Origin of the sequence: Bradyrhizobium sp. USDA 4532 (genome assembly GCF_024171315.1) — a bacterium.
Classification (GTDB): domain Bacteria; phylum Pseudomonadota; class Alphaproteobacteria; order Rhizobiales; family Xanthobacteraceae; genus Bradyrhizobium; species Bradyrhizobium australafricanum.
In genome coordinates, this window is sequence record NZ_JALJZN010000001.1 from 6086233 (window position 1) to 6098413 (window position 12181).

Here is a 12181-nt window from a genome sequence, read left to right on the forward strand (position 1 = left end):
CGTTTGTCGCGAGGGATCAGGCTCCAGGGTTCAGAGCGCGTCGTTGTCGGTCTCGCCGGTGCGGATGCGCAGCGCATGATCGATCGGCGTCACGAAGATCTTGCCGTCGCCGATCTGGCCGGTGCGGGCGTGCTCGGTGATGACGCTGACCGCCTTGTCGGCGAGCTCGGTATCGACGGCGATCTCGATCCGAAGCTTGGGCAGGAAGTTCACGACATATTCGGCGCCGCGATAGATCTCGGTGTGGCCCTTCTGGCGGCCATAGCCCTTCACCTCGGTCACAGTCATGCCGTGGACGCCGATCGCGGTCAGCGCCTGGCGCACCTCATCGAGCTTGAACGGTTTGATGATCGCGACGACGAGTTTCATGGTTCAGGCCTTCATTCCCTTGAGGTTTTCCGTGTGCGCCCGTCCCGGAGCGGCACTTGCCGTCCCGCGAGCCGGCACCTGCTGCCTCCCGGAGCGGCAATTTGCCATCCCCGAGCGGCACTTGCGTCCGCCAAATCTGGCAGCTTTCTGGGCAAATGGCATAAAAAACTTGCAGGCTGAAGCGGAAAACATGCGCAGCGCGTGTGCTCCCTCACTGTACGGAATGGAAACGCTCGGCCACAATGTGGCTTTCCCGCCCCGGCCAGCGCTCTTGCTGGTTCGTTTCGCCTATCGCGTGTCCCTGTGCGCGCGCCCCGAGGAAACAAGAAATGTCGAACCGAAACTGGTTTTATGCATCCGAAGGCCAGCAAAAGGGCCCCCTGCCTGAAACCCAGCTCCGCGACCTGATCACCCGGGGCACGGTGGGGGCCGACACCCTGGTGTGGACCGAGGGCATGGCCGGCTGGCAGAAGGCCGGGGAGATTCCGGGCCTCGTCCCGAGCGCCGGCGCGCCGCCGGTATTTCCGCAAGCCGGCGGACCGCCGCCGGTGGTGGCGTCCGGAAGCTATAGCGGCGGCACGCTGTCCGCCGACTTCCCAATCTGGGGCCTGTTCGGCCGCAGCCTCCTGATGTTCATCGGCCAGATTCTCGTCATCCCGGCGCCGTGGACCGCGACCGGCCTGTACCGCTTTGCGATCCCCTATATCCGCGTGCCGGGCCGGCCGCATTTCGCCTTCACCGGGCAGCCGCTCGACATCTGGTGGGTCTTCATCGTGCTCGGCCTTCTGACCTATGCCGGCGCGGCCGACAGCAACATCGTGACGCTGCTCTCGCTGCTGTTGCAGGGCTTCCTGAGCTGGATGATCGTGCGCTGGATCATCGGCCATCTCAGCTCGAGCGGCCAGGACCTGCCGATCTCGTTCAAGGGCAGCCCGGTCGCCTATGTCGGCTGGTACGTGGCGATGGTGGTCTCGGCCATCACCATCATCGGCTGGGCCTGGGTGCTGACCGCCTGGATGCGCTGGATCTGCCGCAACATCGACGGCACGCGTCGCGAGGTCAGCTTCAATGCGTCCGGCATCGAGGTGCTGTGGCGAACCATCGTGTTCACCATCGCCTGCGGCTTCCTGATCCCGATTCCGTGGGTGCTGCGCTGGTACGGCAACTGGTTCGTCTCGCAATTCGCGCTGACCGAGCGCGGTGCCTACGCCGGCCAGTAAGCGCGACCGCATCGTGCCGACCGGCTTTGTTCGAGCGTGAGGCCTCCGGAAACCGCTCCGCGCTTTTTCCGGATCGCGCTGTGAGCGCTACGCCTTTCGCTCGCGCACCGATCCTTCCTGCGCGACGGACGCCACCAGCGTGCCGTCGGGCTTGAAGATCAGGCCGCGTGTCAGGCCGCGGCCCGACTGCGCGCTCGGCGAATCCTGCGCGTAGAGCAGCCATTCGTCGGCGCGGAACGGGCGGTGAAACCACATCGCGTGATCGAGGCTCGCAGGCATCATGCGCTTGTCGAACAGCGTGCGGCCGTAGCGCGCCATCACGGCATCGAGCAGCGAGAAATCCGACGCATAGGCGAGCGCGCACAGATGCAGCGCGGGATCGTCGGGCAGCTTGGCGGCGGTGCGGATCCAGACATGGATGCGGCCGTCGTCGATCTTCTGGCCGAAATAACGGCCGAGCTCGACCGGGCGCAGCTCGATCGGCCGGTCGCTCTCGTAATAGCGGCGGATGAACTCCGGCATCTCCTTGAACATCGGCTGCTTCGACACTTCCTCCGCGGTCAGCTTCTCCGGCGGCGGCACGTCGGGCATCTTCTCCTGATGATTGAAGTTGCTCTCCTCCTCGGCATGGAACGACACCATGATGGAGAAGATCGCGTTGCCGTGCTGGATCGCGGTGACGCGGCGGGTGGTGTAGCTCTTGCCGTCGCGCAGCCGCTCGACCTGGTAGATGATCGGGATCTGCGGATCGCCGGGCAGAATGAAGTAGCAATGGATCGAGTGCGGCAGCCGGCCCTCGACGGTGCGGCAGGCCGCCACCATTGCCTGGCCGATCACCTGGCCGCCGAACACGCGCTGCCAGCTCGTCTTCGGGCTGTTGCCGCGGAACAAATTCACCTCGAGCTGCTCGAGATCGAGGATGGACAGCAGGTCGATCAGGCTCTTGGACATCGGCGGCTTTCGGTTTGACTTGAACGGTCATTCCGGGGCACGGGCAAGCGTGAACCCGGAATCTCGAGATTCCGGGTTCGATGCTGACGCATCGCCCCGGAATGACGTCCGTTAGGTTCGTGACCTTGTTTCTGGCCCCTGTTTCGCCCAGCTATTATCAGGTAGCAAGCATAGTCTGAGAGCGTGAGGCGCGTAAGGGAAGGGCAATGCCGGCACAGCGAAGTATTGTCATCTGCGGGGGCGCATTTGCAGGGTTGGCGCTGGCCGTGGCGCTGCGCCAGGGGCTCGGGCCCGACATCCCGGTCATCGTGGCCGATCCGGCGCTGAGCCAGCGCCCGAGCCGCGATCCGCGCGCGACCGCGATCGTGGCGGCCTGCCGGCGGCTGTTCGAGACCCTCGGCGTCTGGGGCCAGGTGGCGCCGACGGCGCAGCCGATCACGGATATGGTCGTGACCGACTCCAAGCTGGAGGACGCGACGCGCCCGGTATTCCTGACCTTCGCCGGCAATGTCGCGCCCGGCGAGCCGTTCGCCCATATGGTCGAGAACCGCTATTTGATCGATGCGCTCGCGAGCCGTGCCGAAGCCGAGGGCGTCGAGCTGCGCGCCGCCGCGGTGTCGAGCTTCGCGTCGCGGCCCGACGGCGTCAGCGTTACGCTGGCCGACGGCACCGTGATCGATGCGAGCCTGCTGGTTGCCGCCGACGGCGCCCGCTCGAAGCTGCGCGAGCGCGCCGGGATTGCGACCCATGGCTGGGACTACGACCAGTCCGGCATCGTGGTCACGGTCGGGCACGAGCGCGAACATCACGGCCGCGCCGAGGAGCATTTCCTGCCCGCCGGGCCGTTCGCGATCCTGCCGCTGACCGGTAATCGCTCGTCGCTGGTGTGGACCGAGACGCGCAACGATGCCGCGCGCATTGTCGCCTTGAACGAAGAGCAATTCCACGCCGAGCTCGAGCAGCGCTTCGGTCTGCATCTCGGCGAGATCAAGCCGCTCGACAAGCCGCGCGCCTTCCCGCTCGGCTATTTCGTCGCGCGCTCGTTCATCGCCGAACGGCTGGCGCTGATCGGCGACGCCGCGCATGTGATCCATCCGATCGCGGGGCAGGGGCTCAACATGGGCCTGAAGGATGTCGCTGCGCTCGCCGAGGTCGTGGTCGATGCGGCGCGGCTCGGCATGGACCTCGGCCAGGCCGACGTGCTCGAGCGCTACCAGCGCTGGCGCCGCTTCGATACGATGGCGATGGGCGTCGCCACCAACTCGCTGAACTTCCTGTTCTCCAACGAATCGACGCTGCTGCGCACCGTGCGCGACATTGGCCTCGGGCTCGTCGATCGCGCGCCGCCGCTGAAGGAGATGTTCATCCGCCAGGCGGCGGGACTGTCAGGCGAGGTGCCGCGGCTGCTGAAGGGCGAGGCGCTTTAGCCCTCGTAGCCCGGATGAAGCGAAGCGAAATCCGGGGCCGGCCTTTCAGCGGTGCGACTTCCCCGGATTTCGCTGCGCTCCATCCGGGCTGCGCGCTGACATCAATCGATCTTCCTCGCCTCTTCCGGCAGCATGATCGGAATGCCGTCGCGGATCGGATAGGCGAGCTTGGCGGAGCGCGAGATCAGCTCCTGCCGCGCGGCGTCGAATTCCAGCGGCCCCTTGGTGATCGGGCACACCAGGATTTCGAGCAGTTTTGGGTCGGCAGTGCTCTCGAGATGGTCGGTCGTGGAATTCATGGGAGTCTCCGGCTCGCCGTGATGTAGCACATCCAAATAAGCGCTGTCAGCGCTTGGCCATCCGCAGCAGTTCATCGATCGCGGCCTGCTGACGCGGCTTCGGCAGCGCCTGCTCGGACAGCGCGTAGCCGATGAACGCCCAGTAGAAGATCTGCGCGCGGTCGCGCGCCACGTCGTCCGGGAATCCGGCCTGCCGCAGCAGGGTTTCGATATAGCCGATCCGGCGCTCGTCGACCTCGAGCACGACGGCGCGCGCCACGGCATCGGCGGTGGCCCAGCTGCGCACCGCGCGTTCCAGCGCCAGCCGCGCCGAGAAGGCACGGCGCAGCAACAGCGCCAGCGCGTCGCCGCCCTCCGGAATGGTCTCGAGCTCGGCGATCACCTGCTCGGCCGCGACCTCGCGCCAATGGGTCAGGATCGCGGCGCGGTAGGCGCCGATGTCGGCGAAATGCCAGTAGAAGCTGCCGCGCGAGACGCCCATGGCCTTGGCCAGCGGCTCGGCCTTGAGCGCCGTGAAGCCGCGCCGCGCCAGCGTCTTCAGGCCCTGATCGAGCCAGTCCTTGACCGAGAGCTGATCCGTCATGGTTCCCCGTCCCGCCGCCACCATACACAAGTGTATTGACAGGCGCCAGCGGCCGGTATCATATCCATACAGTAGTGTATGGAGGCATCGCGATGCGTGATCTTCTGCTGCAGGGCGCCGGCGTCGTCGCCATTCTGGTCAGCCTGATCCATGGCGTGCTCGGCGAGACCAGGATATTCGCGCGCGCCACCGTCGAGCCGCCGCGGCTGCGGCTCTTGCTCCGCCTGGTCTATCAGGCCGGTACCGTCGCCTGGATCGGCGGCGGTGTGCTGCTGATCGCTGCGCCCGCGATGGCCTCCGATGCCGCGCGGCACTGGATCGTGGCGACGCTCGGCGTCGTGTTCGGCATCGCGGCGCTCGCCAACGCGGTGGCGACCCGCGGCCGCCACTTCGGCTGGATGGCGATGAGCGCCGTGGTGGCGCTCGCCGCCGCCGGCTATTAGCGAGGGCGACCATGACGACTGATCGCATCAGCCTCAGCATCGCCGATGGCGTCGCGGACGTCAGGCTCAACCGCCCCGACAAGCTCAATGCGCTCGATCCGGCGATGTTCGCCGCGATCGCCGAGATCGGTGCGCAGCTTGCGGACAACCGCAAGCTCCGCGCTGTGGTGCTCTCGGGCGAAGGACAGGCCTTCTGCGCAGGCCTCGACATGGAGCGGCTGGTCGCAACGACGGAGGGCGAGTCCATCCTGCCCTTTGCCGATCTCGGCCGGCGGACCCACGGCATTGCCAACTTTGCGCAGCATCTGGTGTGGCTCTGGCGCGAGCTGCCGGTGCCGGTCATCGCCGCCGTTCATGGCGTTGCGTTCGGCGGCGGCTTTCAGCTGATGCTTGGTGCCGACATCAGATATCTCGCACCCGGCACGCGCCTTGCGATCATCGAAGCCAAATGGGGGTTGGTGCCCGACATGGCCGGCACGCAGCTGATGCGTCATCTCGCGCGCGAGGATGTGGTCCGTGAACTCACCTACACCGCGCGCATCTTCTCCGCGGAGGATGCGCTTGGTCATGGCTTCGCCACCCGCATCGTCGAACAGCCGCGCGAGGCCGCGCTGGAGACGGCGCGCGCGATCGCGGACCGCAGCCCGGATGCGATCCGCGCGGCCAAGCGGCTGCTCAATCTTGCAGCCGATCGCGATGCGGCGACCGGACTCGCGGCCGAAACGGCCGAACAGGCGCTTCTGCTCGGCTCGCCCAATCACATCGAGGCCGTCAGAGCGAATCTCGAACGGCGACCCCCGCAATGGAGTTTTACATGACGACTGGCCCGGGCTTCGATCTCGAACGTCTCGTTGCGACCAATGCGTCGGCGGCCTTCAATCGGCTTGCCGGCTTCGAGGTCGTCTCCACCGGCACCGGCACGGTGGAACTGCGGATGCCCTGGCGCGACGATCTCACCCAATATGCGGGTCACCTCCATGCCGGCGTGATCGCGGCGCTGCTCGACGCCGCCTGCGGCTTTGCCGCGGCGTCGATCGCAGGTTCCGTCACCGCATCGCATTTCTCGATGAATTGCCTGAAGCCCGCGCTGGGCCGCTGCTTCATCGCCAGAGGAACCACATTGCGTGCCGGACGCAGGCAGGTCTTCGCGCGCGCGGAACTTTTTGCGGAGAACGAGCAAGGTGAGACCTCGCTGGTTGCAACCGGTGAAACCGTGCTCGTTCCGCTGCCAGGCTGAGCCGCGCGGATCGCGCATCGTTGTGAAATTTATGGAGCCATCAATTTCGGTGCGGAATCGGCTTACGCGCGGATAACCATGCCACTGAAAGTTGCAGAATATTATCGAGAAGACAATTCAATCAGCCTAGCCTGTGCGCACGGACAACCATGGACCGACGCATGTTTCGTGTTCTTACGTGCCTTTCAGGTGAGCATGACTGGCGGCTCGTTCTGCTCGCCGGACTGGTCTGCTTCGTTGCCAGTATTGTGGCCGTCAATATTTTTCATCGCGCAATTGCATCGCAGGCGAGGACCCGGCTGATCTGGATTGCGATCGCGGGAGCCGCCATCGGCTACGGCATCTGGGCAACGCATTTCATCGCCATGCTGGCCTATGAGCCGGGAATCCCGACCGGCTACGGTATCGTCCTCACCGCGCTGTCGCTCGCCGCGGCGATGATGCTGACATCCGGCGGCCTCGGGCTTGCCGCCAGCGACTCCAGCCGCTGGCGCGCGCCGGTCGGCGGCGCCGTGATCGGAGCCGGGATCGCCAGCATGCACTATCTCGGGATGTGGGCGCTGGAAGTACCGGGCCACGTGGTCTGGTCGTTCGATCTCGTGGCGGCCTCCGTCGTGCTCGGCATGCTGTTCGGCTACGCCGCGCTGGCGATCGCGGTGCGCCGTCAGGACCGCTGGATGTCGCTCGTCGCTGCGCTGCTGTTGACGCTTGCGATCGTGTCGCATCATTTCACCGCGATGGGCGCGGTCGAGATCGTTCCGGATCCGTTGCTGGCTCCGGCGGCCCTGTCGCTCTCGCCTGCCTTCCTCGCCATCGTGATCGCCGGTGTGGCGCTATCGGTGCTCGGGATGAGCCTGGTCGGCGTGCTCGCGGATCGCCGGCTGGCGCTTCGCACCCGCCGCTTCGAGGAGATCATCAGCCAGCTTTCGTCGGCGCGACAGCAGGTCGAGGCGTCGCAGAAGGAGCTGGAGGAGCAGAGGTTCCGGCTGGATACGGCGATCAACCACATGGGCGAGGGCCTCTGCATGTTCGATGCGGAGAAGCGCCTCGTCGTCTGCAACGATCGCTACGCCAAGATGTACCGGCTGCCGCCGGAATTGCTGCTGCCCGGCACGGCCCATCGCGCGATCATCAGGCATCGCATCGCCAACGGCATTCTCAAGGGCGAGACCAGCGACAGCGCCGCGACGCAGGTGCTCGCGACACTGAACGCGCTCCCGGCCGGCGAGATCAACAGCCGGGTCGACGAGCTCGCCGACGGCCGGCTGATCTGCGTGACGCGGCAGCCGATGCCCGGCGGCGGCTGGGTGGCGACGCATCGCGACGTCACCGAGCAGCGGCGCTCCGAGGCCAAGATCACCTATATGGCGCAGCATGACGCGCTGACCGATCTGCCGAATCGCGTGCTGCTCAAGGAATGGATGGAGCGCGCGCTGTCCGGTGCCCGGTGCGGCGGACCGAGTCTTGCGGTGCTGATGCTCGATCTCGACCGCTTCAAGGACGTCAACGACACGCTCGGGCATCCGGCGGGCGATGCGCTGCTGAAGTCGGTGGCCGCGCGCTTGCGCAGATCCGTCAGCGATACGACGCTGGTTGCGCGGCTCGGCGGCGACGAGTTCGCGGTGATCGACCATGTCAGCGATCCGGTCACGGAAGCGGGCCTGCTCGCCGAGAAGATCAGGAAGGCGCTCAGCGAGCCGATCGATCTCGGCGATCATCGGGTGACCACCACGACCAGCATCGGCATTGCGATCGCTCCGCGCGACGGCACCGATTCGGACGAGGTGCTGCGCAGCGCCGATCTCGCGCTTTACTCGGCCAAGAGCGGCGGGCGCGGCTCGTTCCGCTTCTTCGAGCCGGAGCTCGATCGGCTGCTGCAGGCCCGCCGCAGCCTCGAGCGCGACATGCGCAGTGCGCTCGCCAATGGCGAGTTCGAGCTGCACTATCAGCCGTTCATCCACGTCGCGAGCGGGGAGACCTGCGGCTTCGAGGCGCTGCTCCGCTGGCACCATCCGCAACGCGGCATGGTATCTCCGGCGCAGTTCATTTCGCTGGCGGAAGAGACCGGCCTGATCGTGCCGCTCGGGGAATGGGTGCTGCGCACCGCGTGCGCGGAGGCCGCCAAATGGCCCGACGACCTCAAGATCGCGATCAACCTGTCGCCTGTGCAGTTCAGGAGTCCGGAGTTGGTCCCGGTGATCGTGCACGCGCTGGCGAGTGCCGGAATTTCGCCGAAGCGCCTCGAGCTCGAGGTCACCGAAACGGCCATCATTCAGGACAGCGAAGCGGTGTTTACCGCGCTTAGCCAACTGCACGATCTCGGGGTGCGGATCGCGCTCGACGACTTCGGCACCGGCTACTCGTCGCTGAGCTTTCTGCAGAAGTTTCCGTTCGACAAGGTCAAGATCGACCGCAGCTTCGTGTCCGAGCTCTCGGGCGCGACCGACGAGTCGCGCCGGATCGCGCGCGCGATCGTGCGCTTTGCCGTCAGCCTCGGCAAGACCACGACGGCCGAAGGCGTCGAAACCAGGGAGCAGCTCGACATCCTCCGCGCCGATGCCTGCGTGGAAGTGCAGGGCTTCCACTTCAGCCCGCCGGTGCAGAGCGAGAAGGTCGCACAGATGATCGGCGGGCGAACCCCGGCAGCGGCCGAACGGCCTACGGTCCGTCTTGCAATGGCGGGTGCCGCGTCCTGATCGATGGGCTGCGCCGGGCGGCCCGATACGCATGAGGCTTAAGGCCGCAGCACGCGGTCAAAACCGATCTGCGCGTGGAGCGCAAAGGTGTTTTGGCGACCGTTAGAATTCCTCTAAAGCCAGCCGTCGCGGCGCTTCCTTGACTTGGCAATCGCGTCAGCATTCGTCACGCATGTGCCCTGCGCGAAGGCGTTGTGGGTAAGATTGTCAACGGAGGGGATATGCGCGTGAGAGTGACTTTGAGCGCTGCGCTTGCAGCATGCGTCCTTGGGAGCGTTCTTGGGCTGACCGGATCGGCGGCGCTCGCCGACGGCTACAAGAATTGCACCAAGCTCGACAAGGCGTCGTGGAAGCCGGCAAGCGAGGCCGAAGCCAAGGCCAAGGCGCTCGGCTACGAGGTGCGCCGGTCGAAAATCGAGGGCTCCTGCTACGAGGTGTACGGCGTCAAGGAAGGCAAGCTCTACGAGCTATTCTACAGCCCGGAAGACCTCAGCCTGAAGCACACGATCGCGAAGTGAAGCAGGCGCGATGACGGAGGCGGCGCGGGGCGCCCGCGGCGCGACCAGCCTGCAGGTCTGGGACCTGCCGCTACGGCTGTGGCACTGGGCGCTCGCCATCCTCGTCCTGGTCGCTTGGGTGACGCCCAGCACCTATGACCGGCTGCACCGGCTGGCGGGTTATTCGGTGATCGCCCTGCTGGCGTTCCGGCTGATCTGGGGCTTTGCCGGCACGCGCTACGCGCGTTTCGGCAGGCTCGGCGTCCGCCTGCGCGCCGCGCCGCGCTACATCTGGAATCTCCGGCGCGGCATCACCGGGCGCTACATCGGACTCAATCCGGCGGGCACCGTGATGCTGGTGGCGCTGCTGTTCCTGCTTGCGATCTCGACAATCACGGGCGTGATGGAGGTCACCGTGACCTTCTTCGGAGTCTGGTGGGTCGAGGACACCCACGCCTATGCCTCGGATGCGGTCATGGTGCTGGTCGGGCTGCATGTGCTCGGCGTCGTCGTGGTCGGTTTGCTGCAGCGTCAGAACCTGGTGCGCGCGATGTTCACCGGCCGCAAGCAGCTGCGCAATCGTTCTTAAGCTGAAGCCGCAACGGAAGTTTACCTCTCCCCGACGGGGAGAGGTGGACGATCGCGGGCCGAGCCGATCCAAACAACAAACGTCTGATCCCGGTCGGTAGCTACTGCACCGGCGGGTCGCCCGAGGTGCGCTTCTTGGCGAGGTCCATCTCGGTGACCGCGATCAGGATCTCGGCGCGGGTCTTCAGGTCCGGCGCCTCGAGCATCGCCTGCTTCTCGGCGGGACCATAGGGCGACATCATCGCCAGCGCATTGACCAGCGCCTCGTTGGGCGCGGACTCGATACCTTCCCAGTCGACCTTCAGATTGTTGGCTTCCAGGAAATCGGCCAGCACTTCGAGCAGCGCCTTGCGGTCGACGGCCTCCTCACCCTTGCGCGCCGTGAAATCGCCGACGAAGGAGAAGAAGTCGACCTTGCACTGCCGGTACGGCGTCTGCACGGTCAGCTCCTCGACCACCTTGAAGCGCGCGACGCCGGTCAGTTCGAGGATGTAGCGGCCGTCGCCGGATTCGGCGAGCTGGGTGATGCGGCCGACGCAGCCGATCCGGAACAGGACCGGCTTCGCCTCTTTCTGCGAATGCGCCACGTCGGGCTGGATCATGCCGATCAGGCGATGGCCGTCGCGCAGCGCGTCGTCGATCATCGCGAGATATCGCGGCTCGAAGATGTTGAGCGGCATCTGGCCGCGCGGCAGCAGCAACGCGCCGGGCAGCGGGAACACCGGGATCACCTCCGGGAGCTCGCCGGGCCCGCGATATTCGGCATTGATCGGCATCTGCGGTCCCGCTGCTGTGACGGGCGTGCTTTACGAGAACAGGATGGTCGACAACCGCTTGCGCCCCTCGACGGTTGCCTCATCGGTGCCGCCCCACGCCTCGAAGAACTGCACCAGCTGCTTGCGCGCGCCGTCGTCGTTCCACTTGCGGTCACGCCTGACGATGGCGAGCAATTGCTCGGTCGCTTCCGTGCGCTTGCCCATCGCATTGAGCGCGGTGGCGAGATCGAATCGGGCCTGATGATCGAGCGGGTTTGCGGCGACTTTCTGTTCCAGCTCCGCGACCGGGCCGACCGCTTCCGCCTGTTCGGCGAGATCGATCGCCGCCTGCACCGCCTTCACCGCGGCGTCGTTGCGCTTGGATTCCGGAACCATCGCCAGCGTCTGCTTGGCCTGCTCCATCGCACCCGACGTGACGTAGCACTTGGCGAGGCCGGCGAGCGCCGCGATGTTGGTGGCGTCGTGCGCCAGCACCTCGGCATAGATCTGCGCGGCCTGGGCGGCGTCGCCCTCGGCAAGCACGGCGTCGGCCTCGGCCAGGATCTCGGTGAGATTGGGCTCGCCGGCGGCCGGCACGCCCTTGGTGATCTTCTCGATGAAGGCGTTGACCTGGCTCTCGGGCACTGCGCCCATGAAGCCGTCGGCGGGTTGGCCGCCCACGAAGGCGATCACGGCCGGGATCGACTGGATGCCCATCTGGCCTGGGATCTGCGGATGCTCGTCGATGTTCATCTTGACCAGCTTGACCCGGCCCTTGGCGTTACGAACCGCCTTTTCCAGGATCGGCGTGAGCTGGCGGCAGGGACCGCACCACGGCGCCCAGAAGTCGATCATGACCGGCTGACGGCGCGATTCCTCGATGACGTCCTTGACGAAGGTCTGGGTCGTCGTCTCCTTGATCAGATCGGGCGCTGCCTCGGGCGTGGGGCCGCCCTGCTCCATTATCGTCACGTTGTCCTCGCCTGCTTCTGAGGTCGGAAATCCGGTGGGCGTTCTAGCACGCCCGGAACGGCACGTTCAGCCGTTCTGTCAGCTAGAGCATGATCCCGGAAAAGTGGGAACCGGTTTCCGGGATCATGCTCCGTAAATGGCAGT

The 12181-nt window shown here is 66.0% G+C and carries 14 protein-coding genes; 8 read left to right on the top strand and 6 right to left on the bottom strand.

The window, feature by feature from the left end:
* Positions 1–30: 30 nt before the first annotated feature.
* Entirely contained in the window at positions 31–369 is a 339-nt protein-coding gene (locus J2R76_RS28045) for a P-II family nitrogen regulator (protein WP_028335836.1), read from the bottom strand.
* A gap of 329 nt (positions 370–698) precedes the next feature.
* Here J2R76_RS28045 and J2R76_RS28050 point away from each other — a divergent pair, with 329 nt between their 5' ends.
* Positions 699–1589: a DUF4339 domain-containing protein gene (locus J2R76_RS28050; protein ID WP_076833643.1), complete on the top strand. Its 891-nt coding sequence runs from the start codon at positions 699–701 to the stop codon at positions 1587–1589.
* An 87-nt stretch (positions 1590–1676) separates the two neighbouring features.
* On the opposite strand, the gene tesB is transcribed toward J2R76_RS28050, so the two are convergent.
* Positions 1677–2540 carry an acyl-CoA thioesterase II gene (tesB, locus tag J2R76_RS28055; protein ID WP_016841424.1) on the bottom strand — a complete coding sequence of 288 codons (864 nt, stop codon included), beginning with the start codon at positions 2538–2540 and terminating at the stop codon, positions 1677–1679.
* Between the two features lie 206 nt (positions 2541–2746).
* Here tesB and J2R76_RS28060 point away from each other — a divergent pair, with 206 nt between their 5' ends.
* Positions 2747–3967 (top strand): ubiquinone biosynthesis hydroxylase, encoded by a 1221-nt coding sequence (locus J2R76_RS28060; RefSeq protein WP_076833641.1) that lies wholly within the window; start codon positions 2747–2749, stop codon positions 3965–3967.
* 101 nt (positions 3968–4068) lie between these two features.
* Here J2R76_RS28060 and J2R76_RS28065 read toward each other — a convergent pair whose 3' ends face one another.
* The gene (locus J2R76_RS28065; protein WP_018269337.1) at positions 4069–4266 is read right to left on the bottom strand and encodes a Trm112 family protein; all 198 of its coding nucleotides are present in this window, start codon (positions 4264–4266) and stop codon (positions 4069–4071) included.
* Positions 4267–4312: 46 nt separating this feature from the next.
* Positions 4313–4849, bottom strand: a complete 537-nt coding sequence (locus J2R76_RS28070) for a TetR/AcrR family transcriptional regulator (RefSeq protein ID WP_253625232.1) — start codon at positions 4847–4849, stop codon at positions 4313–4315.
* A 92-nt stretch (positions 4850–4941) separates the two neighbouring features.
* Between J2R76_RS28070 and J2R76_RS28075 the strand changes: the two genes are divergently transcribed.
* The 6 genes from J2R76_RS28075 (at position 4942) to J2R76_RS28100 (ending at position 10311) form a co-directional block, all read left to right on the top strand.
* A complete protein-coding gene (locus tag J2R76_RS28075) occupies positions 4942–5292 on the top strand; it encodes a hypothetical protein (protein WP_076833637.1) in 351 nt (116 codons plus the stop codon).
* Between the two features lie 11 nt (positions 5293–5303).
* A complete protein-coding gene (locus tag J2R76_RS28080) occupies positions 5304–6110 on the top strand; it encodes a crotonase/enoyl-CoA hydratase family protein (RefSeq protein WP_076833635.1) in 807 nt (268 codons plus the stop codon).
* Positions 6107–6529, top strand: a complete 423-nt coding sequence (locus J2R76_RS28085) for a PaaI family thioesterase (RefSeq protein ID WP_076833634.1) — start codon at positions 6107–6109, stop codon at positions 6527–6529. Before J2R76_RS28080 ends, J2R76_RS28085 begins: the two co-directional genes overlap by 4 nt.
* 161 nt (positions 6530–6690) lie before the next feature.
* A complete protein-coding gene (locus tag J2R76_RS28090; protein ID WP_244558979.1) occupies positions 6691–9225 on the top strand; it encodes an EAL domain-containing protein in 2535 nt (844 codons plus the stop codon).
* Positions 9226–9446: 221 nt separating this feature from the next.
* A complete protein-coding gene (locus J2R76_RS28095) occupies positions 9447–9743 on the top strand; it encodes a PepSY domain-containing protein (RefSeq protein ID WP_141339861.1) in 297 nt (98 codons plus the stop codon).
* Positions 9744–9753: 10 nt separating this feature from the next.
* A complete protein-coding gene (locus tag J2R76_RS28100) occupies positions 9754–10311 on the top strand; it encodes a cytochrome b/b6 domain-containing protein (RefSeq protein ID WP_076833632.1) in 558 nt (185 codons plus the stop codon).
* A 100-nt stretch (positions 10312–10411) separates the two neighbouring features.
* On the opposite strand, the gene J2R76_RS28105 is transcribed toward J2R76_RS28100, so the two are convergent.
* Together J2R76_RS28105 and trxA are read right to left on the bottom strand one after the other, a co-directional pair.
* Positions 10412–11086 carry an LON peptidase substrate-binding domain-containing protein gene (locus J2R76_RS28105; RefSeq protein ID WP_076833630.1) on the bottom strand — a complete coding sequence of 225 codons (675 nt, stop codon included), beginning with the start codon at positions 11084–11086 and terminating at the stop codon, positions 10412–10414.
* Between the two features lie 30 nt (positions 11087–11116).
* Complete coding sequence (gene trxA, locus J2R76_RS28110) at positions 11117–12037, bottom strand: thioredoxin (RefSeq protein WP_026192069.1); 921 nt, start codon at positions 12035–12037, stop codon at positions 11117–11119.
* Positions 12038–12181: the final 144 nt, after the last annotated feature.

Coding starts and splice junctions, on each gene's coding strand:
- J2R76_RS28060 (WP_076833641.1), top strand. CDS start 2,747: ATGCCGGCACAGCGAAGTATTGTCATCTGCGGGGGCGCATTTGCAGGG.
- J2R76_RS28085 (WP_076833634.1), top strand. CDS start 6,107: ATGACGACTGGCCCGGGCTTCGATCTCGAACGTCTCGTTGCGACCAAT.
- J2R76_RS28065 (WP_018269337.1), bottom strand. CDS start 4,266: ATGAATTCCACGACCGACCATCTCGAGAGCACTGCCGACCCAAAACTG.
- J2R76_RS28080 (WP_076833635.1), top strand. CDS start 5,304: ATGACGACTGATCGCATCAGCCTCAGCATCGCCGATGGCGTCGCGGAC.
- J2R76_RS28070 (WP_253625232.1), bottom strand. CDS start 4,849: ATGACGGATCAGCTCTCGGTCAAGGACTGGCTCGATCAGGGCCTGAAG.
- J2R76_RS28095 (WP_141339861.1), top strand. CDS start 9,447: ATGCGCGTGAGAGTGACTTTGAGCGCTGCGCTTGCAGCATGCGTCCTT.
- J2R76_RS28045 (WP_028335836.1), bottom strand. CDS start 369: ATGAAACTCGTCGTCGCGATCATCAAACCGTTCAAGCTCGATGAGGTG.
- J2R76_RS28100 (WP_076833632.1), top strand. CDS start 9,754: ATGACGGAGGCGGCGCGGGGCGCCCGCGGCGCGACCAGCCTGCAGGTC.
- tesB (WP_016841424.1), bottom strand. CDS start 2,540: ATGTCCAAGAGCCTGATCGACCTGCTGTCCATCCTCGATCTCGAGCAG.
- J2R76_RS28090 (WP_244558979.1), top strand. CDS start 6,691: ATGTTTCGTGTTCTTACGTGCCTTTCAGGTGAGCATGACTGGCGGCTC.
- J2R76_RS28105 (WP_076833630.1), bottom strand. CDS start 11,086: ATGCCGATCAATGCCGAATATCGCGGGCCCGGCGAGCTCCCGGAGGTG.
- J2R76_RS28050 (WP_076833643.1), top strand. CDS start 699: ATGTCGAACCGAAACTGGTTTTATGCATCCGAAGGCCAGCAAAAGGGC.
- J2R76_RS28075 (WP_076833637.1), top strand. CDS start 4,942: ATGCGTGATCTTCTGCTGCAGGGCGCCGGCGTCGTCGCCATTCTGGTC.